Origin of the sequence: Olleya sp. Hel_I_94 (assembly GCF_007827365.1) — a bacterium.
In the GTDB taxonomy this organism is placed as follows: Bacteria; Bacteroidota; Bacteroidia; order Flavobacteriales; family Flavobacteriaceae; genus Olleya.
Map to the genome: position 1 here is coordinate 1,682,494 of NZ_VISI01000002.1, position 23,966 is coordinate 1,706,459.

Here is a 23,966-nt window from a genome sequence, read left to right on the forward strand (position 1 = left end):
TTATAGGGTCTCAGTTTTAGTGCAATTACTATTTGATATTTTACACTCTGTACAATAACCGTCTCCACTACTATCGCGTTTTGGATTACAACCTCGTCGACATCCTGCACATACTACACTAGATATAGGATCTTCTACTCTATAACTATAACCCTTTTCAAGTTTTAAAAGATCAAGTCCAACGCTTAAGACCTCTTTTGATTGATTACAATAGCCTTTAACTATTAACATTGGATAACCATTATTATCGTTAGCTTTTAGTAAATCAAATTCAGAAATCACAATATCATAACCTGTGAGTAGTCCCACACGTTTAGTTTGAAGAGAAATTAGTTCTTTAATGTTTTCATCTTTAAAAACAAAACCATTATTGTCTTGACCTATTATTAAGTCATTACTTAATTCTAATTTTTTTTCGTTCTTAAAATTTTTAATTTTAATATCTAAATCTTTAAGAGCTTCTCTAAATAAAAATTTAGATTGTATTTCATTACTATCAATGATATCGGTTGGTGCTGTCTTTGTTTCGTGTTCTGAGGAACAAGCAAAAAACAACATTGCTAATAATAGATAAGTAACTTTTCTTAGCAGAGTCATAATGTTTTGATTTTTAATTAATTACTCTAAATTAAAATTATACAAATTTTTTATACATTTATTTTAATAATCTAACTTTGTAATAAATAAAAACCACTTTAGACAAATCGTTTAAAGTGGTTTTTCTTGATTAAATTCAATATGACTTCCCTTAAAGCCAGATTAATAGCAATACTAATATATGTTTTATTTGTTTGATAACCAAATAAATAGACTGATTTATTTAAACTATGATAATTACAAAATAGACATTAGCTAAAAAGAACAGCACATAACGCCAACTATTACCTATGTATTTAAAAGTATTAGCTCGTCCATATATTGACGCGTATTAGATAGTCTTGGGACTTTGTGTTGGCCTCCAAGCTTATTATTTTGCTTTAACCAATCATAAAACAACTGCTCTCTAGCTATGTGTATTTTTGGTTTATTTAATGTCATATTATTATAACGTTTAGCTTCATAGTCTGAGTTTAGACTTTTAAGTGCATTATCAAACAGCTCATTAAAATAATTAATATCCTTAGGAGGCGTTTTAAACTCGATTAACCACTCATGCGCACCTTTTTCTTTACCATCCATAAATATTGGAGCTGCTGTGTAATCTACAATTTCTGACTTAGTCTTTTTACATACTTTTTTTAAAGCATCTTCAGCGTTTTCAATAATCAACTCTTCGCCAAAAACATTAATATGGTGTTTTGTGCGTCCTGACACTTTTATACGATATGGACTGATAGACACAAACCTTACGGTATCACCTATCATATAACGCCAAAGCCCAGCATTAGTTGTAATTACAACTGCATAGTTTTTATTAAGTTGTACCTCACTTAATGGTATTACTTTTTGGTCTTTAGTCCCAAATGTATCCATTGGGATAAACTCGTAAAAAATACCATAGTCTAACATTAACAATAAATCTCCAGAGTAATTTTGATCTTGGATTGCAAAAAACCCTTCCGATGCATTATAAATTTCGTAATATTTAAAATCTTTTTTTGGTAGTATATTTCGATATTGCTCGATATACGGATTAAAGCTTACACCTCCATGAAAATACACTTCTAGGTTAGGCCAAACGTCAAATAAACTTGTTTTATCAGTTTTATCCAATACGTTATTAAGTAAAACTAACATCCAACTTGGTACACCTGCAAGACTGGTAACATTCTCGTTTATAGTCTCATTAACTATAGCAGCCATTTTGGTTTCCCAATCACTCATTAAACTAACCTTACTACTTGGTGTACTACTAAACTCTGCCCAGAAAGGCATATTATCTATTAAAATAGCGCTTAAATCTCCAAATGCTGTTCCGTTTTCTTTGTACAGTTCTTTACTACCTCCCAACCTTAAGCTTTTACCCGTAAATAATTGCGAATCTTCATTATTATTAAGGTACATACATAATAGGTCTTTACTTGCTGCATAATGACAATCCTCTAGACTGTCAAAACTAACAGGAATAAACTTACTTTTAGCACTAGTTGTTCCGCTAGATTTTGCAAACCACTTGATTGGTTTTGGCCAAAAAATATTATTTACACCTTGTCTTGAGCGTTCAATACTATCCTGTAAATCCTCGTAAGTAGATATAGGTACACGATCCGCAAAGGTTGCATAGTTTTTTATTGAAGCAAATTCGTGCTTTTTACCAACCTCAGTGTCTTTAGCAATATCTAGTAAACTAAATAATAGCTCTTGCTGCACCTCATTTGGATACTTTAAAAACAACTCTATTTGATGAAAACGCTTCTTCAAAAACCATGAAGCAATAGAATTAACAAGAGGAATTGGCATAGTTATTTGTATCTTTAAGTTTTAAAAATAATACTTTTTTTTATGACCTACCAAGGTGTGTTGACAAAAATGCAAACCGAGTTTTCTAAACCTATAAATTACTATATGGTTTTTAAAAATGACTTTATTAATATTAACCAATTATTAGACAAAACCTTAACGTTTAGTTTTGTAAAATACGAGTGTCTAAATTGCCATTTAGATAAGCCTATTTACCGTCAAGGTTTTTGCAAAAGTTGCTTTTTTGAGATTCCGCAAGCAGCAGATTGGATCATGAAACCCGAGTTAAGTCAAGCCCATTTGGATATTGAAGAGCGCGATTTAGCCTATGAAAAGCAAGTACAACTACAACCACACATTGTCTATTTGGCCAATTCTAGCAGTGTAAAAGTTGGTGTTACCAGAAAAGGTCAAGTCCCAACGCGTTGGATTGATCAAGGTGCACATGAAGCTATTGAGATTGTTGAAGTCCCTAACAGGTATCTAGCTGGAATTACAGAGGTTGCTTTGAAGGATTATGTTGGTGATAAAACTAATTGGCGTACCATGCTTAAAAATGATATTAAGGATGAAAATTTAATTGAATGGCGTGATAAGCTAAAACAGTATATTCCTGATGAAGCAAAACAATATTTTATTGAAGACAATCAGGAAACTAATATTGAATTTCCGGTATTACAATATCCAACAAAACCAAAGTCTTTAAATTTTACAAAGACACCACATTACACAGGTGTTTTAAAAGGTATCAAAGGACAATATTTAATTTTTGAAGATAATACCGTTTGTAATATTAGAAGTAATGAAGGTTTGGTTGTAAACATTAGTATTACTTAATTTTATAAATAAATTAACGAGTCGCATAAAACATATCTCTCTAGTTTTTAGTAAATTGTAAATAAAAAATTATGAAAACGCCTGCAATGTTTTGGGTGGCTATTACCACCTTGTTGTTAATTACTGTTACCATTATGGTAGCAATGAATATGTCTTTTAGTTGGGTCTTTTACCTAACTGTTATTGGTCAAGTATTTGTTGCTATTATGGTTTACAAGGTATTAAAAGACCATTACTTTACGGATAAAACATTTGAACATTTTTACGAAGACAAACCTTTTAATTACAGAAAGTAATTATTTTAATTGTTTTACGACTTAGTGTATATGACTACACTAGTATTTGTTTATAATGCCAAATCAGGTTTTAAAAACCTAGCACTAGATATTGCGCATAAATTATTTAGCCCTAAAACTTACGCTTGTAATTTATGCGCTTTAACGTTTAATACCTTTACAGAAAACACAATTTGGAAAGATTTTAGAAACAGAACTCCTTTAGATATTGAATTTTTACATAGTGATGCGTTTGAAGCAAAATTTAAAGCTAAAAATTTTAGTTATCCAATTATATTATCCAAAACCAATAACACGTTACAACCCTTTTTGTCAAGCAAAGCTATTGCGTCCTTAACATCTGTGGAAGAACTAATTCTTACCATTGAGTCTAAGTCTTGCGATAGGTTGCGTTAGCGGTAGTAATGACATCCTTTTTTTGCTGCCATATATGGCAAAAAAAGATATAATGGATGACGCGACCCTTGTGGTAACGCCCAAAAATTACTCTTTAAACCAGCCTGAGTATTTAACGTAATTATCGGCAATACGATTTATTTCGCCATGTATTAACTCTTCGCTAATGTCTTTCACTTTTTTTGCTGGCACACCTGCATAAATGCTTCCTGATTGGACTATTGTATTTTGGGTTACGACAGCTCCTGCTGCTACAATGCTGTTACTTTCTACTACGCAATTATCCATTACGATGCTTCCCATACCAATTAACACGTTGTCGTGAATTGTGCATCCATGGACTATAGCATTGTGACCAATGGATACATTATTACCTATTATGGTTGGGTATTTTTGATAGGTACAATGTACGACTGCTCCATCTTGGACATTGACTTTGTCTCCTAATTTTATATAATTTACGTCACCACGTAGCACTGCATTAAACCAAATGCTGCATTGTTTGCCTATTTGAACATCTCCTACTATGGTAGCGTTTTCTGCTATGTAACAGTCTGCTGTAATTTGTGGTGCTTTACCATTTACTGGTTTTATTATTGGCATGTGTTGTTTATTTTTAAATTTTTTGCTAGTTTCTCTAAAACTTCCGAATAGAGGTATTGGGTTATTTAAAGTAAGATAATAAATCTGATTTTTTTGAAGCAGACACCATAATTTCTTGTCCGTTACTAAGTATAACACTTCCTCCTTTTCCTTTAACGTATTTAACGACTTCGCTTACATTAATTAGGTAGCTTTTGTGTACACGAGCAAATCCTGATGGTGTTAAAGCGTCTTCAAAATATTTTAGTGTCTTACTGACTACTTTCTTTTTATTGTTGTTTAAATAGATCTCAGTATAATTATCATCTGCTTTACAATACAAAATATCTTTAGTATTTAACACCTCAAAACCGTCTTGCTGTGGTATGGTTATTTTACCTGCTACATTATTGGTTTTAGGTATTAATACTTGGTCTTGTAATGCGTCTTCTTTTAACTTAATTTCGGATACATAGTCAACTGCTTTAATGAGCTCGTCAATATCTATTGGTTTCATTAAATAATAAGATGCGTGTGCATTTAGGGCATCCATTGCGTAATTGTTATATGCGGTTACAAAAATGGTTTCGAAATCACGATCACCAACTTTGTCTAATAAATCAAATGCGTTACCATATGGCATCTCTACATCTAAAAACACTAGGTCTAAATCTAAGGTGCGTATTAACTCTAAGGCTTCGTTTATGTTTTCTGCCTCGCCAATTATATTAACTTTTGGACAGTATTTAGTTAAGTAGTTTTTTAATATGGCTCTACTTTGTGCTTCGTCTTCTACTAATATTGCGTTTAGTTTCATATACTATTATATTTTTAGTCTTCCTTTAAAGTTAATCGACTTTTTTTTAATTTCCATTGACCACAAATGGTAGAATAAATAATTAATACTCTTTTACGCTTTCCATTTATCTCTGGAGCGTTTGGATCTTTTACAGATTGTGCACTTACTATTTTATTTTTACTATTATTAAATATTAATTTTTCCACAAGGTCCTGACTTGCTACTTTCCCATCTAACACAATTATACTTATTTCGCGTTTATCGTTTTCAGCAGTAACTAACTCTGTGAAAGAATTAATATTTAGAGGTGATTTATTAATTATATTTTTACATGGCTCTTCAATTTTAGAAGATTTACAACTTAAAATCAATACTAAAAATACTAAGCTAGCCAAAATGGATTTCATTTTTAATCTTTTTTGATTGTCAATACTACTTTTGTCCCTACATCTCCTTCTGTTCCATTATCGTCTATAAACACATCAACTTTGTCTTTATACATTTGGTTTAAAATAGAGACTCGCTTTTTAATATTTCCTAATCCTTTAGAGTTATGTTTTTGTTGATTTTGGGTCTTTAAACTTTTAGATTTAGTACGTCCAATACCATTATCTGCAATTGTTATTGCTATCACTCCTTTTTGTTTTTTGGTTATTGAAATTTCTAACAATCCCATATCATTTTTATAACGTAGTCCATGCCATACTGCATTTTCTATGTAGGGTTGTAGTAACATAGGCGGAATCTGATAGGCTTCGATATCTATAGTTTTGTCTATATTAATGGTGTATTCAAACTTATCCTTAAACCTGAAATGCTCCAACTTTGTGTATAATTCTATAAGTTCAATTTCTTTTTGAAGCGGAATAAAATCTTCTTCAGAATTCTCTAAAACTGCACGCATTAATTTAGAAAAATCGGATAGGTATTTGTTTGCAGTCCTCTCGTCATTAGTCGCAATAAAACTGTTTACCGAGTTTAGTGCATTGAAAATAAAATGTGGATTCATTTGACTACGTAAAGACTTTAATGCCAATAAATTGTTTGCCAATTTTTGTTGTTTTATATATTTAAACATTAAATAAGCTGCTACTGCCAACAGGAATAAACCACCTATTAATGAGTATATTATTAGCTGTTGACTTTTATTTTTTTCTTCAGATAATTCAACTTGACTTAGCGTTAACTTTCGGTCTGTTTCTAGAGTTGTGATTCGGTTTTGCTTTTCGGCTATACTTTTATTAAATCGTGCTGCTTGCGATATTTCTTGCTCTTTTTTAATGTATAGTTGATCAACGGTTTTCACATACTCGTCAAACATTAATTTAGCTTCGCTAAAATTACCAGACTCGACATACACATCTGTTAGTTTTTTAGTCGCATCTTTTTTTACTATTAAATCTTCTTTTTTATCTGCTTCTTCAATACTTTTTTCTAGGTATGGAATGGCTTCTTTATATTCCTTTTGAAGGAAATACGCATTACCAATTTTATAGTTTTGTTTTTGCTTAGTTATGTTACTCTCGTTAGCTATTATGGAGTCTTTTTCAATAACAGCTATATCTTTAATGATCTCTTTTCTGGTTTTAATTTCTTGATCGTAAGATTGATTGACATTTTGAAAATCTGCAAACTTAATTTTTTGTTCTACCTCTCTTGTTTTATTTTCTTGAGCAGCAAGCGCTACAGAGTTTTCTAGTAAAACTTCGGCTTTAGCCTTTTTACCTTCTGAATTGTAAACCTCTCCTAGTTTAGAATTTAAGTCTGTAACTTTAGGCAAAATTTGATTAGTAGTTGCTTCTTTTAATCCTTCTGTATAAGCTTGCGTTGCTTTACTGTTTTGATTGATTTGAGCATACACATCACCTAATCCTTCGTAACGTATTACGTTTTGCCAATTAGACAAATCGCTATTTTTTAAACTATTATAAATGGCTAAACTCTCCTGGTGGTTTTTGTTTTTAAAATAGGCTTTAGCTAATTTTAAATTAACGTCTGTTGAGTTTACATTATTTAAACTTATACGATAGTTTGTTACCGCTAAATCGTATTGTTTCCAATACATATAGATGTCTGCTAAGACCTCAAAAGCTTCGGCATTTTGCTTAACAGATGTACTTTTTGGAATACTTTCAGTTATAAACTGTATACTTTTTTCTGCTGAAATTTTCTTGTAAAAAACAGCTGAATCAATGGTACTTTTAAAAGTATTAGATTTGGTTTTTATCTTTTTAACATAGGCATCCTCGATTAAGGCATGGACTTCTACGGTTATATCGTCATCGGATTTTACGGTGTAATAAATAGTCTCAAAATCCTTGTGACTAATCATAATCTCATCTCCTATTTTTACATTAATTCTAAATTCGCCACTTAAACTGGTACTAGTGTAAGATCCTCCATTAACTTGGATGTTAACATCAACTATTGGATTATAAGTATCCACCTCTCTAACTAACCCTTTTACAGTAAAAGTAGCCTCTTCAGATTTATTTAACTGATGTTGCGCTTGCATGATTTGCTGTGCTGTTAGACACAACAAAATAGTTAGTAGTATGCGTAGGTTTTTCATTTATTAAATTATAGAATATAAACTTACGCACTTTAGCCCATTAAATAAAATGTACTTTTTTCAATTTGATAAGTAAAATAACCAAAATTATAGTCTTAACTCATTTATATACCAAACTGACTCATTTATGTTGTTAGTTTACTCAATCTAGCTTTTGTTTTAAATATGTTGCCTATAGGTTTACCAAAATTAAAACTTAAAGCAATTATGAAATATTCAAAATTATTTGCCCTATTCACTTTACTATCTATTAACATCCAAGCACAACACATGGGAAATCTTAATCAAGGCATTTCCAGACAAAATATAACTAGCGGAAATGCTATTGCTTATGGTAACTCACTTAGACAAGTTACACCTAATTTAAATCCTAACAGTACTATTATAATTGACGTTAGAGCGTTGCAAAATGTAAAAGCAACTACCTACACTGCTATTTTTAATGTTACTCAAATTGGAGAAACTGCTGAAATCACTAATACCCTTTTAAATGATCGTATTGCAAATATCAAAACAGAGTTAACGTCAATTGGAATTTTAGAAAAGGATATTGCTATTGACGTGATATCGTTTGTTCCTGTTTATGAGGTAGAGGTCACTAAAAAGCTATTTAGCAAAACGTATACTGAAGTCCCTAAAGGATTTGAGCTGCAACAAAACATACACATCCAATTTACTAAGACACAACAATTTGAAAAAATTCTTACTGCTTGTGCTAAAAATGAAATTTATAACTTGGTAAAAGTGGATTATTATATTGAAAACATTGCTGATGTGTATAAGAATCTACAAACTAAACTTTTAAATTTAATTACCGAAAAAAAAGAATATTACAATCTACTAGGTTTTAAATTAGAAAACTATAATGCTGTCATGGCTGATCAAAAATATTGTTACTTCCCAAAAGATTTTTATCAAAATTATCAGGCATTTAACAGCATATCTTTCCAAGCTTTAAAACAGGATAAAGGTGTTACTGAAGTAAAAAAACAAACCTCATATTACTACCAACCTTTGTCTTACGAGAACTATGATATTGTAATTAATCCTTCAATATTAGAGCCTGTTGTACAAATTGGTATGGAAATAAAACTACATTTTAAACCAAAACCAGCTGAGCAAAAACAAGACCCTATTGTTAAAACAGAAATCAAACATAAATACTTTGTTATATCACCTGACGGAACCATTGACGTTAAAGAGTTAAATACTAACCACTAATTAAAGCCATAAAAAAAAGCCTCATTATAATGAGGCTTTTTTAATAAATTATATATTGACAATTAGTTAATTGCAGGACAATTACAACTGTATCTTTCTTTACCACAGTTAAAGTTAAACCCTAATGTTAATTGGTGGAATCCACCATTATTAAATACTACAGAGTTTGCTTGGTAGCTATAGTTGTAAGCAAACACAAAGTTGTTTACTTCCACACCTAATATTGGTGTAATATATTGTAGTTTTTGGCTACTTACTCCAGATCCATCTCTAAATTCTGCACCATCTAAAGATCGTCTGTAAGATAATCCTCCCCAAACCTTACCAAAGTCCACGGATTTGTATGCTTTTATGTTAAGGTCAAAGGATGCTTCCTCTGTAGCATCTCTATACATAAACATAGCAGAAGGCTCAAAACTCCATTCGCTACCATAGCTTCCAAAGGTATTTCCTACAGATACTAAGTAAGTTCTTAAATTGTCATAGCTTATACCTTGCTCATTAAAATTAATACCATCATTTTTCAGTAAGTTTTTTACTGTTGCGTGTGCATAAAAATCATATAAGAAGTAAGAAAAACCAAAGTCTACATTAAAATTAGTAGCAGACTGCTCTATTCCAGCAATAATAGGATCAAATCCATCAGCTAAAAAGCTAGTTTCATCTAACTTATATTGTATCGCTCCAACACTTAAACCAAAAGATAATTGGTTTAGGTCAGTAGTACTTCTTGAAAACATTAAATGGTGTGCGTAAGTAAAATAAGCACCAGTTTGAGAGTGGTATCCATTTTTATCACTATACACAATAGCTCCAATACCAGATTGCGAGTCTCCAATTCTACCATTTACACTAGCAGTAATTAACTTTGGAGCATCATCATCTCCAAACCACTGCTGTCTTCCTGTAACCCTAAGTTTAGCGCAATTTGCTGCACCAGCCATAGATGGGTGAATCAAGTAGTAGTTATCAGTTAAATAATCTGAGTAGATTGGTAATCCCTCTTGGGCTTTTGAAAATTGAGTGCCAAATAAAGCAACAATTGCTATTAAAAATATGTTTTTTAATCTCATAATCTCTTATTTCGAGGTAGACAGGTCTATAAAATAGCTACGCTATTGGGTTTATAACTAACTTTTAACTTAAAATTAAAAGTGAGTCTCAAATATATAAATTTACAACGTATAATTTCAATCGTAAAAGTTAAAGGTTCAAGATAAAAATGTTTTATCAAATAAACCTCAAAAATCGTTAAATTTTATAAAAATCAAATATAATAGATATCTATACTTTTCTTTAGTATTTTTGCAAAAAAAAAGTAACAATGAGTGATTTTAAAGTTTCAATACAAGAAACCTCTAACCCTACCATAATTAAATTCGAATTAAACCAATTTATAACCAAGCACCAAAGCTTTGAATTTAACAACATTGACGAGGCTAAAGACTCACCTTTAGCACAACAATTATTTTATCTTCCTTTTGTAAAAAAAGTTTACATATCTAGCAATTTTATAGCTATTGAAAGATATAATATTGTAGAATGGAACGATGTTAAGACTGAAGTAGCAGAACAGATTGAATCCTACCTAAACGATGGTGGAATAGCTGTGTCAGAAACTGCTGTAACAAAAAAGGTTGCTGTAACCGTTTACACGGAAAGCACGCCAAACCCATCAGTACTAAAATTTGTTTCAAACAAAAAATTAGTTACCTCTTCTTATGAGTTTACCTCAATCGAAACAGCTAAGCCATCACCTATGGCTACAGCATTATTTCATTTTCCATTTGTTAAAAGCGTCTTTTTTGACGAAAACTATGTGTCAATCACAAAATATGATATCGCAGAATGGAATGACATTTCTTTTGAATTAAGAGAGTTTATAAAAAATTACATAGAGGATGCTAAAGAAATAGTATCACCTAATGCACCAGAAGTTGTTGAAAAATCTGTAGAAAAAGTAGAAGCACACTTTGAAACATTAGATGACACCTCTAAGCAAATTGTAAACATTCTAGAAGAATATATTAAGCCTGCTGTTGCAAGTGATGGAGGGAACATCCAATTTGAATCCTATGATGAAACTACTAAAACCGTAAAAGTAATTTTACAAGGTGCATGTAGTGGTTGTCCATCTTCAACATTTACATTAAAAAACGGAATTGAAAATATGCTTAAAGAGATGTTAGCAGGAAAAGTAGAATCTGTTGTAGCTCTAAATGGTTAATTTCAACCTATAAAACACACTGTTTAACCCGACTACTATATTGTTAGAAGATTTAAATCATCAATTATTGTATTAAAAGTTGTAATTTTAAGAAACAAACAATAATTAAAATTTAAATATTATGGCAGTATTAAAAGTAATCGAAGTATTATCAAACTCTGATAAAAGTTGGGAAGATGCAACTAAAAAAGCTGTAAAGCATGCGTCTAAAAGCGTTAAAAACATTAGATCTGTTTATGTACAAGATCAAAGTGCTAGCGTTAAAGATGGTGAAGTTGTAGACTTTAGAGTTAATCTTAAAATTACATTTGAGGTTAATTAACACCTTTTTAAAATATAGTATTATAAAAAAAGCCTGAACATTTGTTCAGGCTTTTTTATTGGTGTTATTTAATCTTGCTTAATTACCTTTTTAAAGTAAAGTGGGCTTTAAATTGTTTTCTTGTATTTGAGGTATCGTTTAGCTCTCTATACTCAACCGTAAACCAGTAGTCACTAGTTGGCATTGGATTACCATTATACGTTCCATCCCATCCTAGTCCACTTGGGCTTAATTGTTTTAATAATTTACCGTAACGATCAAAGATGTATATCTCGGCATCTAATTGGTCTTCTATTCCGTAAATGTTCCAAGTGTCGTTAAACCCATCGTCATTTGGTGTAAAGAAATGTGGATAGTCCATTACCATTACTGGTATACTTGCTTCTCCACAGCCATTAATGTCTCTTACTGTTATTATATGCTCTCCTGCTCCTACGTCTGTAAACATATACATGCCATCATTTGGTGTATTTGTTTCCCATGGTCCATCGTCTATACTAAACTCGAAGATTGAAACGCCACTTCCTGTTGCTGTTACTGATATGTTATGTACTTCTGCAAAGGCTGCTGTGGTTACTTCTGCGGTGATTACTGGTGGCTCACTTTCTTCTACCGTTGCAGAGTCGTCATTAGTACATCCTGTAACTGCATCTGTTACTATTACTGTATACAAACCACCTTGTGTTGGTGTTAAGCTGCTTCCTGTTTCTCCTGGAAGGGTTACGCTTTCTAATTGCCACTCAAAAGTGTAGTCTGTCGCACTTAATCCTGTATCTAATACTGGTGTGTTTACCACTTCGGTTCCGTTTGTATTAACACATAATAAATAAGTGTCATCTAAATCAAACTCTGGTAATGGGTTAACTTGTAATGTGATTTCGGCAGTGTCATAACATACTGAGCTGTCTGCTTGATTATCTAACACACCATCGCCATCAATATCTACTGCATCTGCAATACCATCGCCATCAATGTCTATTTCATCAATTAAACCATCTGCATCTGTATCTGTTCCGTCTGATAGTCCATCGCCATCAACATCTATTAGGTCAAAAACGCCATCTAAATCGGTATCAATTGTATCAATCGTTCCGTCGCCATTAAAGTCTATTCCTGTTGTCCCTAATCCTGCTAGGTCGATAGCCAATGGTAATACAGTCATGGTATTGTTATCTACACGTACATAAATGACTTGTGGATTAACACTGTTTTCATATAAAAATGGTAACGCATCTGTTGCTGCATCGGCATCTGCTTGTGTGGCATAATAGCTTACAATGTAATTCGCTGGATCTTGTCCATCTAATACTTCTGGATTTAATGTTAATAAATCAAATTGTGCGCTATCATCAGTTGTGTCTCCATCGGTTTCCATATTGTCATCACATATCTGGTATACGATTGGTACTAAGTCTGGATTGGCTTGTGCTGCTTCCTGAACTTCGATATTAAATGTAGTGGTCGTATCACATCCTGTTAGGGTATTGGTAATGTTAACGTATATGGTTTGTGGGTTACTTGTATTGGTATATGGACTACTTAATGCATTCATTGCCATATCTGCTTCACCTTGTGTTTCATGATACGTTACAGTAAAGATTGTTCCGTCTTGTCCGTTTAGGATTTCTGGTGTTTTACTTTCTAAATCAAAGCCATATTGACCATCATTAAATAATTCGCAATAGATATAATCTTCTATTGGGCTAACCTCTGGTAATGGATTTACTGTAATGTCAAAACTTACTATAGTATAACATCCTGTTCCTCCTGTTCCTGAGGCATCTGTTCCGTTTGTTACACGCATGTAAATCGTCTGCGGATTGATTGCTACGCCTGGATTATCTGGATCTTCATTACTATGTGCTGTTGGATCTACTATTTGATTAGTTCCCATTAAGGCATCATCTAAATCCGTATAGTAACTTGCGCTTACGCCTAATTCTCCGTTTATTGTGGTTACTTCATTTGTGGTTAGGTCAAAGATTTCTATTAAATCATTTGGTCCTACAATATTCACATCATCACATAATTCTAAATCTGTAGGGTTTTGTAATGGTGTTGGGTTTGGTAACACACGGATGGTTAATGTTGTAAATGAGAAACATCCTGTATCTGCATCTGTGACTCTAACATAAACTGTTTGTGGGTTAGCTGGATTTGTTCCTACCATCATATTAGTATACATGGTTGGGTCTACTATTGGACTAACATCGGCTTGTGCATTGGCTTGTGTTTCGTAATAGGTTACAATCCAACTAGGATTACCTGCGGTAATTTCGTCGTTTTTAACCGTTAGGTCAAACGTTGCCATATCGTCATTGTTTTCGTAATAATCTGCATCTAACTCATCGCATATTGCTAATGGTGTTGGTTGCACAATTACTGGTGGAAACTCAACTCGGATTATAAATGAGCCTGTTGTAACACATCCATTTACGTTACCTTCTAATCTAACATAAATTGTCTGTGGGTTAGTAACATTAGTATAGTTACCTGTGTTAACTATTGGGCTAGTTCCGTTGTCTGCTGCTATTTGTGTGGTGTGGTACGTTAATGTAAAATCTGCTGGATCTTGTGTCCCTAAGATTTGTGGTGCCATTACTGTATCAAAATCAAATTGGCTAAACCCATCATCGTTATCATCACATACAATATAATCATCGATTACTACTGGTACTACTGGTGATGGTTGTACTTGTAATGGTAATACGACTATTGTAAAACATCCTGTGATATCATTTTCTGCACGCACATATATCATTTGCGTGTTTGCAACGATATTTGTGTATGGACTAACTAAGGCATTTAAATCGTTTGTCGCATCGGCTTGTGTTTCGTGATAACTGATGCTTACGTCTGGCTCTCCATTTAAGATCGTTGTTGTTTGACTGTCTAAATTAAAGGTTGTAAATCCGTCGTTATCGTCATCACATTCTATTAAAGCTACTGGACTTGCTTGTGGTGATGGGATAGGATTAACTCTTAAGTCTAATGTAATTGTGCTGACACAGCCTGTTACATTATCCACTGCTCTTACATAAACCGTTTGTGGGTTTACAATATTAGTGTATGGACTAAATATTTGGTCCGCTGCTGTAGCATTGTCTGCTCCGGATTGACTAATATAGTAGGTTAAGGTGATTCCGGTTTGTCCTGCTAGAATTTGTGCATTGGCATCTTCTAAATTAAAGGCTTCTACTTCGTCTCCTGGATTGTTATAATCACATAAGGCTATTGGATCAGGTTGTACTAATACTGGTAATGGGTTTACAATTAAATCCATTGGTGTTACTGTAGAACAGCCATTAGCGTTATCATCCACGCGTACCCAAATAATTTGTATATCTGCGGTTGTGTTTGTGTAAGCATTTGGTGTTGCTATTGCATTTGTTGGCACATTAGCGTTGGCTTCTGTTTCGTAAAATGTTATCGTATAATCTGCTGCTGCTAAATCGTTTGTTGTATCTGAATCTAACTGATTTAATATCTCTGGATTGTTTAATTCTAAATCAAAAATTGCAAAACCGTCTGCATCATTATCACAAACTTCTAAAGCACTTGGGTCTGTTATTTGTGGTGTTGGGTTTACTATTAAAACCAAGTCTACAAACGTTGCACAGTCTGTTGAGATTGTTGCACTTTCTACGCGTACATAAATAACCTGTGTATTTGCTACAATGTTATTATATGGACTAACTAATGGGTTTACGTTATTTGTCGCATCACTTGAGGTTTCGTGATAAGTAACCGTTAATCCTGGTGCGCCTCCTGTGATTTCTGCTGTAGCATCACTTAATGTGAAGACTCCAAAGCCATCACTGTCTGGATCACAATACTCTAAAGCGGTTGGTGTAAATGCTACTGGTGCTTGTACAACATCTAATTGTAATGTCGTTGTTGTAAAACAGCCTGTAGTCACATCTTCTACTCTTACATAAACTATTTGTGGGTTAGAAATGTTTGTATATGGTATGGCTAATGGACTAGTTTCTGTTTCTGCATCTAATTGCGTTAGGTAATAACTTACCGCATAGTCTGGGTTACCTCCACTAATCTCATTGTTTTTAATACTTAAATCTATACTTGTAAATCCGTCTGGTATACCATCATCACAAACTTCTAATGGTGTTGGTGTGATTGATGTTGGTAATGCATTTACTATAAGATTAAAAGTTGTAGACCCATAACATGTTGGATTAATATTATCGTTAACTCTAACATATACAATTTGTTCTGGCGAATCTATATTTTGATAAGTAGTTGAATTTAAAATAGGATTAGTTTCTGCATCTAAATCTGTTAAGTTTTCATAAAAAGTAACTGTATAGTTTGCTGGATCTTGACCTCCAAGAATTGTAGTTTCTTGAGTTGTTAAATCAAAAATCTCAAATCCATCTTCAGAAACATCATCACATACTACCATGTTAGAAGGTTGTACAGCTATAGCATTTGGATTAACAATTAAGGTAAATCCTCCGTTTGGTAAGGTAGTAGCTGTATAACAGTCTGAATCAATTAAGCTTTCGATACGAACAAAAATATATTCACCATTGCTACCATTATATGGACTAACTAATGGGTTATCACCTGAATCAGCATCTGCAAATGAGTTATGATAGGTTACTGTATATTCTGAAGCTAGTTGCGTACCTAAAACTGTTGCAGTCTGTAATTCTAAATTAAACATTTCAACTCCATCATTAGACACATCATCACAAACCTCCATGTCTGGTGCTTGGTTAAGAACCGAAGTTATCACATCTAGATTAAAAGTATCAACATCTGAACAAGTTCCTGATGCCACATCTTCAATTCTGATATGAATAATTTCTGGATAGGTTTCATTTCCAATATAGTTGGCTGGATCCGCAATAGGATTAAGTCCCAATTGTGCATCTGACAAACTATTATGATAACTAATAGTTACGTCTGCAGCGATTTGACTTCCTATCGCTTCGGTATCATTAACCGTTAAATCAAAAATTTCATTTCCGGAAGGATTATTACATGTAATAATATCAATGGTATTTTCCACCATTGGTCCTGGAATAAATTCTATTAAAACAGAATCTGTCGCTTGACATGTAGCAGAAAAAACAACATCAACACTATAAACACCATTTTCCGTTGCGTTTAAAGTAGATCCCGTTTCTCCTGGTATAACAACTCCGTCTAAATACCAAGTATGAGTTGCTGTAGGTAAGTTTGTATCTAAAGGTACAGAACCTCCTGAACATATTGCTGTACCAGCATCTATGGTAACATCATCTCCTAAATCTCCTCCTAAATTAAATGTTCCTGCTCCTAAAAACACTGCTGCATTATAGGCTGTATCACCATCATCCGCAATAACTAGTTTAATGTTATAAGTGTTACCAGGCGTTACATTAGAAAAAGCAGTCATAGAAGTTGTATAACCTCTAAAATCGATTGGAGAATTTCCTGGAGGCAATCCTCCTGCTCCATAATAAGAGTCGAAAAAAGTTGGATTAACCGATGGACAACTTGCATTATACGCATTGTCTCTAACCGTAAACACAGAAACAACATCTGTTGTTCCTGGCACGATTGCCAAATTAGTAACTGCAGTCGTTGATAAATCCGTTAATAAAAATGCAAAAGCATCTGTAAATCCACATTGGAAACCTCCATACTCTTCTGATGCGAATAAGAAATCAAAACTTATACTATTAGCAATTGGCACAAAATTAAACTCGATAAAAGAAGCATCATTAGAATCTCCTGGGTTTAATGCTGGTATTGCATTTTCTAAATCTGCATCTCCTGGCCATCCACCACTACTTTGTGTTCCTGTTTCAGGTCCTTCAGCTTCCATTGCATCACCAGAATTTAAAACAATACCTGCTTCAAATGGAAATGCACCTGGAAGTGCTGTAAAATATCCAATCCCATTTTCTTGCCCAAAATTGCTTCCTGTACTCCAATTAAAATTAGAAACTGTAGCACATGGGCTATCAATTAATACATCCTCTATTAATTCTGGAACTGTATAAGTTGTTTGATTTACAGTAATATATGGACTTAAAACTTCTACTTCAATAGTTGTCGAAGCAGAACATCCTGTTGGATTGCTATCTGTTGCTGTAAATGTTACAGTAAACGTCCCTAAATTGTTAAATACATGACTTGATGATAGTCCTGTTGCTGAAGATCCATCTCCAAAATTCCAGTTATAAGTTGCTCCTGTTCCGTCATCTTCAAAAATTGCACTACCATCAAAACTAACAGTACCACCTAAAGGAATTTGAATAACACCTAAACCATCAGCTACTGGGTTTGTAGCATCTATAGTAGGTGTAATTGTTTGACAGGATTGTAAACATGAAATATTAGCAGCCCAACCTGAAGTATTTGCTGCTGCACTACTTACAAACTCTATTGTAATACAACCTGTTGCACTAGTTGTTGATGCAGAAATTGTACCTGGATTATTTGCTGCTCCACCACCAGAATATGTACCAATTACCGCAGCACTTGTATCATCACCATCATAGATAGTCATTACGTCGGAACCTAGTTGTGTACTAAATGTTGTAAATTGTATTTGAATAAATTGATCTGGTCCATCTGGACATAGCGTTAAAACAAAATTCTCGTTATCAGCATAATTAGCCGATGCTCCTCCTGAATCATAAAGCACACCTGAACATTGGGAAAACGTTCCGTTTTGCATCAAAACATCTTGAGATTGAGCAGTGAATAAAGCACCTAGAAAAGTAACAATAAGTAGAAATTTTTTCATTTCTTATTTAGTAAAAGGGTTGAATAATTGGTTAATTTACAATTATACTAAAATACTGCCTAATAATTTGATAAAATTCATCTTAAAAAATGATAAGAATTGCTCATACATAGATCAATTGATACGCATTTTTATAATAAAAACAGACAAAGTTGAATAGTATATATATTAAACAGTTACAATTCAAAAACTCCTACCCAACACTAGAGTTTGCAAATTATATCTATATTTGTTTTAACTTATAAAATCATACAATGGAATTACAAAAATGGATAGACAAAGGGTCTGAAATTATTATTGAATACACGCCTAAAATGTTAGCTGCAATAGCTATCTGGATTATTGGTGCTTTTGTTATCAAACAAGCTCTAAGAGCTTTGAAAAAATTAATGCTAGTTAGAAATTATGATGAAAGCTTACAAAAATTTTTAATAAACCTATTACGTTGGGTTTTAAAAATTGTACTAATTATAATCGTACTAGGGACGTTAGGCATTGAAACTACATCCTTTGCTGCGATATTGGCTGCAGCAGGTTTAGCAATTGGATTAGCTTTACAAGGGTCTTTAGCTAATTTTGCTGGAGGTGTATTAATTATGTTATTTAAACCTTTCAAAATTGGCGACTTGATAGAAGCACAAGGTCAAGTTGGAGTTGTAAAAGAGATCCAAATTTTTACGACTAAACTTACAGGATTATCAAACAGAGAAATTATTATCCCTAATGGCTCTTTGTCCAATGGAAATATTATTAATTTTTCTACTGAAGGTACGCGACGTGTAGATTTGGTTTTTGGCGTTGGGTATGAATCTGACATTAAAAAAACAAAAGAAGTTTTAATGTCTGTATTAACCGCTAACCCTAAAGTGTTAGAAACACCTGCACCTACGGTAAATGTGATTGAATTAGCAGATAGCTCTATTAATTTTGCTGTAAGACCTTGGTGTAAAGCTGAAGATTATTGGGCTGTTTATTTTGAGACAACCGAACAAACTAAAGAAGCACTAGATGCTGCTGGTATTGACATACCTTATCCACATAGTGTTGAAATACAAAAACAGGCTTAATTATTTTTTAGATTTTATTGCTACAAAATCTTTTAAGTAATACGGTTCAAAATAAGCGACATCTTCGGTGTCGCTTTTTTTGTATTTATTAAAACTTAAAGCGCTCATTTGATCTGCAGAAGGTAATTTGTTTTCAATAAACACTGCATTGTTATTATCTAATAACGCTTTAGTTTTAGCCACACCATCACCAATAAAGTAGACTTTATTTTCTGACAAATAAGATTGAAATGACGTCTCATCAAGGACTTGCGCTTCAATTGCTCTAATGCTATTAAACTGAGTATCAAAAATAGCAGAATACACCTCTAAACGTCTAGCGTCTAACATTGGTATAATTAATCCAGAATCTGCTTTTACTTGATGCGCTAAGGCTTCTAAAGTAGATACTGATATTAATGGTATGTTTAAAGCAAATGCTAAACCCTTAGCTGCAGACACACCTATACGTAATCCTGTATATGATCCTGGTCCTTTACTTACTGCTATGGCATCTAATTGTAATGTTGAAATCTTTGCTTCTTTTAACACCTCATCAACGTAAACGTGGAGTTTTTCTGCATGAGAATAACCATTTCCGTAATCTTCTTTTAGCACCAAAGTCTCTCCTTTATGAGAAAGAGAGACTGAGCAGTTAGTTGTAGACGTTTCAATATTTAAAATATATGCCACTTTTATTCTGTTATTGGTTTATCAAGATAAAAATCTAACACTTTAGTTTTAAAAACGTAATTGTATTTTGCGTTTAAAAAAGACGATTGTGCATTTATTAGTCGGTTACGAACTTGTTCTAATTGAAACGATGTACTGACACCTAAATCGTATTTATCTTGTTCGTTTTGAAAAGCTAACTCTTGGGACTCTAAAGATATTTTAGATGCTTCATATTGAATTAATGAAGCCTTAGCATCAGCAAAAGCTTGCTCTACATTGGAAGTTAGCGTTTGTTTTTCTTGCTCTAAAGCTAAAACGATTCGATCTTTACTAATCTCTGCTCTTTTAACACTTGCGTCTGTTCTAAATCCATTAAAAATTGGCACGTTTAAACTAAAACCAACATTGTATCCAAGGTTATTTTCAATTTGCTCTGCAAATCCATTTTTTTGTAATTCAATAATAGCTTCTCCAGACGTTGCATCAAATCCTGTAACTATAGGTAAAACATCATCTTGTCCTTGTAAATGTTGGTAAGACGTACTTGCACCAACACCAAAACTTAAAGAAGGTAAATAGGCACTTCTAGCAATTTGATAGTTTAATTCAGCATTATCAATATTAAGTTGTGCACCTTTAATTTCTGGACGATTATCTAACGCGTAGGATAAAATTTCGTTTGAATTGTTGTAAGCTAAGACTGCTTCCGTTAAATCAATATCTACATTTTGAATGTCAAACCCTTGCGATGGTATTTGTAATAACTGTGATAAATTTAATAGTGACAATACCACATTGTTTTCTGCATTAACTAAGCGCTCATTATCTGAAGCTAATTGCGATTTAGAGACTAACAAATCTGCACTTGCTCTAGCTCCTGCATCAACAAGTTCTTGCACTTGCTCTAAACTTTTTTGGCTAATTGCCACTTGCTCCTCTGCTTGCTTTACAGCTTCGCGATTAAACAATATATTTAAATACGCATTTACTACATTTAACGAGATATTATTTTTTAAAATATCTAATTGAATCTTACTACTTTCAATACCTAGTTCTGCTTGCTTTTGAAGATTTGTGTTTCTAAAGCCATTAAATAAGGTAACACCTGCATTTAAACCAAATCCATTACCTCTAGAATCTCTTGAAATCCTACTTCCGTTTTGATCTATAAACGAACCAAAATTCCAATTTTGAGAGGCACTTGCATTTACTGTAGGTAAAAAGTTTCCTTTTGCAGATTTTAAATCTTGTTCTGCAATTTGTTGATCTAGCAGTGACTGTCTAACGGTTATGTTGTTTTGCAATGCGTAATCAACACTTTCTTTTAATGACCACTTTTTTTCTTGAGCAAAAGCTGTGAAGCCTACTAAGAATACTAATGTGAATTGTATTATATTTCTAGTTTTCATCTTCGTTATCTTCTTTTGATGCTTTGTTCCACACTTTAATTTTTTCTCCTTCTTTAACACCTTCTGTGATTTCGACATTAATACCATCAGACAATCCTATTTCCACATCTCTTTTTTCAAAAGTACCTGGAGCTGTTTCAATGTCAACAAATGGTTTTTCAGTAATTCTGTTAAACTGTAATAATGATTCTTTAATTACTAAAATACTGTCCTTACTTTCCATTTCAATTTCAGCGTTAGCACTGTAACCAGCTCTAATTTTAGTTGAAGGTTCTACCGTTACATCTGCTTTAATAGTAAATTGCACTGCTCCATTCTCTTCCATACCTTTTGGTGCAACAAATGTAAGTTTAGCAGGAAACACTTTTTCGTTAATCGCACCTAAAATTACTTTAATATCTTTTCCTTCTTCTAATTTACCAACTTCAGCTTCATCCACTTTACCTTCAAAAATCATTTTGCTCATGTCTGCAATAGTCGCGATTGTAGTACCAGCATTAAAGTTATTACTTTCAATAACCTGATCACCTTCTCTTACTGGAATCTCTAGAATTGTCCCAGGAATTAAAGCGATAATATTTGTATTTGCAGATCCACCACCAGACAATGATCCTCTTTTAATAATTTGGTAATTATTTTGAGCTTGATTTAAGGTTTCTTGTGCTTGGTTTAAAGACAATTGACTGTTTTCAAAATCTTGTCTAGATATAACCCCTTTTTCAAATAAAGCTTTATTACGATCGTATAATGTTTTAGCATTATTAAACGATAGTTTTGCTGTAGATATTTGTCCACTTGCACCAACCAAACTTTGCTCGTTTGGTACGACTCTAATTTTAGCAATCACATCTCCTTTTTTAACGATGTCACCTTCCTCGACTAAGATTTTATCGATAATACCTGAAATTTGAGGTTTTAACTCTACTTCTTCCTCTGGATTTAATTTACCTGTAGCTACCGTTTTAGTATTTATTGAGGTATAAAAAGGCTCAGCTGTTTTAAACTCTTCCACTGATTTAGAACTTGAGTCTTTAAAGTATTTTAACACCATTAAAAGCGCTATTACCAAAGCAACAATTACAATTATTTTTATTACTTTTTTCATTTTTATATAGTTTACTCGGTTGATTTTAAAAGTTTTTTAGACTTTATTTTAATTATATTTAATTGATAAAATTATTCTTCTCTTAATGCCTCGATAGGCTTAATACTTGTTGCTTTAAAAGCTGGTATTAGTCCAATTAAAGTCCCTAATACTACTAAAATTATTAAGGCAATAAACACTACTGCTATAGATACTGAAGCGTTAACAATAATAGCTTCTGCACCTTGACCAAACTTACTATCCAAGGCTATAAGTATCCAGCCACCACTAATTATTCCTAATAGTCCTGCCACTAAGGTTATAGATACAGCTTCCACAACAATTTGTCTTTTAATCTCATAAGGTGTGGCACCTAAAGCACGTCTTACACCAATCTCTTTTGTTCTTTCTTTGACCGTTATAAGCAATATATTACCAATTGCAAATACACCTGCAATTAAGGTTGCTATTCCAACAAACCAAGTTAAAAATTGCATTCCTGTTAAAAATCCAGTGATTTTTGCAAACTCTTTACCTAAATTAAAACTACCAAATGCACGAGTGTCATCTGGATGCACTTTATTTAAGTTTCTTAAAATTAGTTTGGAGTCTGCTTCAATTTGCGAAATATCGTATTCTGGTTTACCAGTAATCATCATCCAACCAATATTTTCACCCATATTATATATTTGTTGAAAAGTGGTGAAAGGAATATGAATATCACTAGAAGGTCCCATATTAGCATTACCAGTTTCAAACATACCAATAACTTTAAAATTCATTCCGTTTAACAGAATGTATTCGCCTATCATTTCTTCGTCCTTTTCAAAAATTTGTTTGTAGATTTCTTCTGAAATAACGACGACTTTCCTATTTTCATCAATATCAGTTTGATTGATAAAACGTCCACGAATCATTTTCTTTTTTTGAACTTGATCTAATAAAGGGTAATCACCATTTACACCAAAATTACCAGACAGAAAATTACGTACTACCAAAGCAGAACTTTGATTTCTTGGTACCACAAACTCAATACCTTCTACATTTTCTTCAATTTTTTTAGCGTCACTTATTTTAAGTTGTACTTGTCTACCTTCCTGAAACCCTTTAAAAGGTTTGCTGGTACTTTGTGCCCAAACAAACACACTATTTGTAGCAAAATCACCAAATAATCTATTAAAAGAATTTTCTAACCCTTTTGCTGAACCAAGTAATCCGATAAGTAGTAAAATTCCCCACCAAACACCAACCATAGTTAATGCCGAACGTAGTTTGTTTTTACTTAAACTATCGTAAACTTCTTGCCATGTATCTCTTTCGAATAAAAACATTATAAT

At 32.8% G+C, this 23,966-nt stretch carries 19 protein-coding genes; 7 read left to right on the forward strand and 12 right to left on the reverse strand.

The genetic code is table 11. The annotated features are described in order from the left end of the window. Positions 1–597 carry a hypothetical protein gene (locus tag JM82_RS10810; protein WP_145003524.1) on the reverse strand — a complete coding sequence of 199 codons (597 nt, stop codon included), beginning with the start codon at positions 595–597 and terminating at the stop codon, positions 1–3. A 288-nt stretch (positions 598–885) separates the two neighbouring features. Continuing rightward, the gene (locus tag JM82_RS10815) at positions 886–2,400 is read right to left on the reverse strand and encodes a GH3 auxin-responsive promoter family protein (protein ID WP_145003527.1); all 1,515 of its coding nucleotides are present in this window, start codon (positions 2,398–2,400) and stop codon (positions 886–888) included. A gap of 42 nt (positions 2,401–2,442) precedes the next feature. Here JM82_RS10815 and JM82_RS10820 point away from each other — a divergent pair, with 42 nt between their 5' ends. The 3 genes from JM82_RS10820 to JM82_RS10830 all read left to right on the forward strand — a co-directional run bounded on the left by JM82_RS10820 (position 2,443) and on the right by JM82_RS10830 (position 3,929). Continuing rightward, the gene (locus JM82_RS10820; RefSeq protein ID WP_145003530.1) at positions 2,443–3,237 is read left to right on the forward strand and encodes a DUF2797 domain-containing protein; all 795 of its coding nucleotides are present in this window, start codon (positions 2,443–2,445) and stop codon (positions 3,235–3,237) included. Positions 3,238–3,308: 71 nt separating this feature from the next. After that, complete coding sequence (locus JM82_RS10825) at positions 3,309–3,533, forward strand: hypothetical protein (protein WP_145003533.1); 225 nt, start codon at positions 3,309–3,311, stop codon at positions 3,531–3,533. A 30-nt stretch (positions 3,534–3,563) separates the two neighbouring features. Then, positions 3,564–3,929 carry a GTPase gene (locus tag JM82_RS10830; RefSeq protein WP_145003537.1) on the forward strand — a complete coding sequence of 122 codons (366 nt, stop codon included), beginning with the start codon at positions 3,564–3,566 and terminating at the stop codon, positions 3,927–3,929. 87 nt (positions 3,930–4,016) lie between these two features. On the opposite strand, the gene JM82_RS10835 is transcribed toward JM82_RS10830, so the two are convergent. The 4 genes from JM82_RS10835 to JM82_RS10850 form a co-directional block, all read right to left on the reverse strand. Further along, on the reverse strand, positions 4,017–4,532 hold the full coding sequence (locus tag JM82_RS10835; protein WP_145003540.1) for a gamma carbonic anhydrase family protein: 516 nt from the start codon (positions 4,530–4,532) through the stop codon (positions 4,017–4,019). A 61-nt stretch (positions 4,533–4,593) separates the two neighbouring features. Next, positions 4,594–5,328: a LytR/AlgR family response regulator transcription factor gene (locus tag JM82_RS10840; protein ID WP_145003543.1), complete on the reverse strand. Its 735-nt coding sequence runs from the start codon at positions 5,326–5,328 to the stop codon at positions 4,594–4,596. Between the two features lie 14 nt (positions 5,329–5,342). Continuing rightward, the gene (locus tag JM82_RS10845) at positions 5,343–5,717 is read right to left on the reverse strand and encodes a hypothetical protein (protein ID WP_145003546.1); all 375 of its coding nucleotides are present in this window, start codon (positions 5,715–5,717) and stop codon (positions 5,343–5,345) included. 2 nt (positions 5,718–5,719) lie between these two features. Next, positions 5,720–7,882: a histidine kinase gene (locus tag JM82_RS10850; RefSeq protein ID WP_145003550.1), complete on the reverse strand. Its 2,163-nt coding sequence runs from the start codon at positions 7,880–7,882 to the stop codon at positions 5,720–5,722. A 207-nt stretch (positions 7,883–8,089) separates the two neighbouring features. Here JM82_RS10850 and JM82_RS10855 point away from each other — a divergent pair, with 207 nt between their 5' ends. After that, positions 8,090–9,103, forward strand: coding sequence for an SIMPL domain-containing protein (locus tag JM82_RS10855; protein ID WP_145003553.1), 1,014 nt, complete (start codon positions 8,090–8,092; stop codon positions 9,101–9,103). Positions 9,104–9,165: 62 nt separating this feature from the next. Here the strand turns inward: JM82_RS10855 and JM82_RS10860 are convergent, their stop codons facing one another. Then, complete coding sequence (locus JM82_RS10860) at positions 9,166–10,176, reverse strand: type IX secretion system membrane protein PorP/SprF (protein ID WP_145003556.1); 1,011 nt, start codon at positions 10,174–10,176, stop codon at positions 9,166–9,168. Positions 10,177–10,427: 251 nt separating this feature from the next. On the opposite strand from JM82_RS10860, the gene JM82_RS10865 reads away from it, so the two are divergent. Both JM82_RS10865 and JM82_RS10870 read left to right on the forward strand, forming a co-directional pair. Beyond that, complete coding sequence (locus tag JM82_RS10865) at positions 10,428–11,330, forward strand: NifU family protein (protein WP_145003560.1); 903 nt, start codon at positions 10,428–10,430, stop codon at positions 11,328–11,330. Positions 11,331–11,451: 121 nt separating this feature from the next. Continuing rightward, positions 11,452–11,652 carry a dodecin family protein gene (locus JM82_RS10870; RefSeq protein ID WP_099568818.1) on the forward strand — a complete coding sequence of 67 codons (201 nt, stop codon included), beginning with the start codon at positions 11,452–11,454 and terminating at the stop codon, positions 11,650–11,652. An 82-nt stretch (positions 11,653–11,734) separates the two neighbouring features. Here JM82_RS10870 and JM82_RS10875 read toward each other — a convergent pair whose 3' ends face one another. Beyond that, a complete protein-coding gene (locus tag JM82_RS10875) occupies positions 11,735–18,415 on the reverse strand; it encodes a choice-of-anchor L domain-containing protein (RefSeq protein ID WP_145003563.1) in 6,681 nt (2,226 codons plus the stop codon). A gap of 254 nt (positions 18,416–18,669) precedes the next feature. Here JM82_RS10875 and JM82_RS10880 point away from each other — a divergent pair, with 254 nt between their 5' ends. Beyond that, complete coding sequence (locus tag JM82_RS10880) at positions 18,670–19,482, forward strand: mechanosensitive ion channel family protein (RefSeq protein WP_145003566.1); 813 nt, start codon at positions 18,670–18,672, stop codon at positions 19,480–19,482. Here the strand turns inward: JM82_RS10880 and tsaB are convergent, their stop codons facing one another. The 4 genes from tsaB to JM82_RS10900 form a co-directional block, all read right to left on the reverse strand. Next, a complete protein-coding gene (gene tsaB / locus JM82_RS10885; RefSeq protein ID WP_145003569.1) occupies positions 19,483–20,154 on the reverse strand; it encodes a tRNA (adenosine(37)-N6)-threonylcarbamoyltransferase complex dimerization subunit type 1 TsaB in 672 nt (223 codons plus the stop codon). 2 nt (positions 20,155–20,156) lie between these two features. Then, on the reverse strand, positions 20,157–21,545 hold the full coding sequence (locus JM82_RS10890) for a TolC family protein (RefSeq protein ID WP_145003572.1): 1,389 nt from the start codon (positions 21,543–21,545) through the stop codon (positions 20,157–20,159). Beyond that, positions 21,535–22,650 (reverse strand): efflux RND transporter periplasmic adaptor subunit, encoded by a 1,116-nt coding sequence (locus JM82_RS10895; RefSeq protein WP_145003575.1) that lies wholly within the window; start codon positions 22,648–22,650, stop codon positions 21,535–21,537. The genes JM82_RS10890 and JM82_RS10895 overlap by 11 nt, the downstream gene beginning before the upstream one ends. A 71-nt stretch (positions 22,651–22,721) precedes the next feature. After that, positions 22,722–23,963, reverse strand: coding sequence for an ABC transporter permease (locus JM82_RS10900; protein WP_145003578.1), 1,242 nt, complete (start codon positions 23,961–23,963; stop codon positions 22,722–22,724). Between the last annotated feature and the right edge of the window lie 3 nt (positions 23,964–23,966).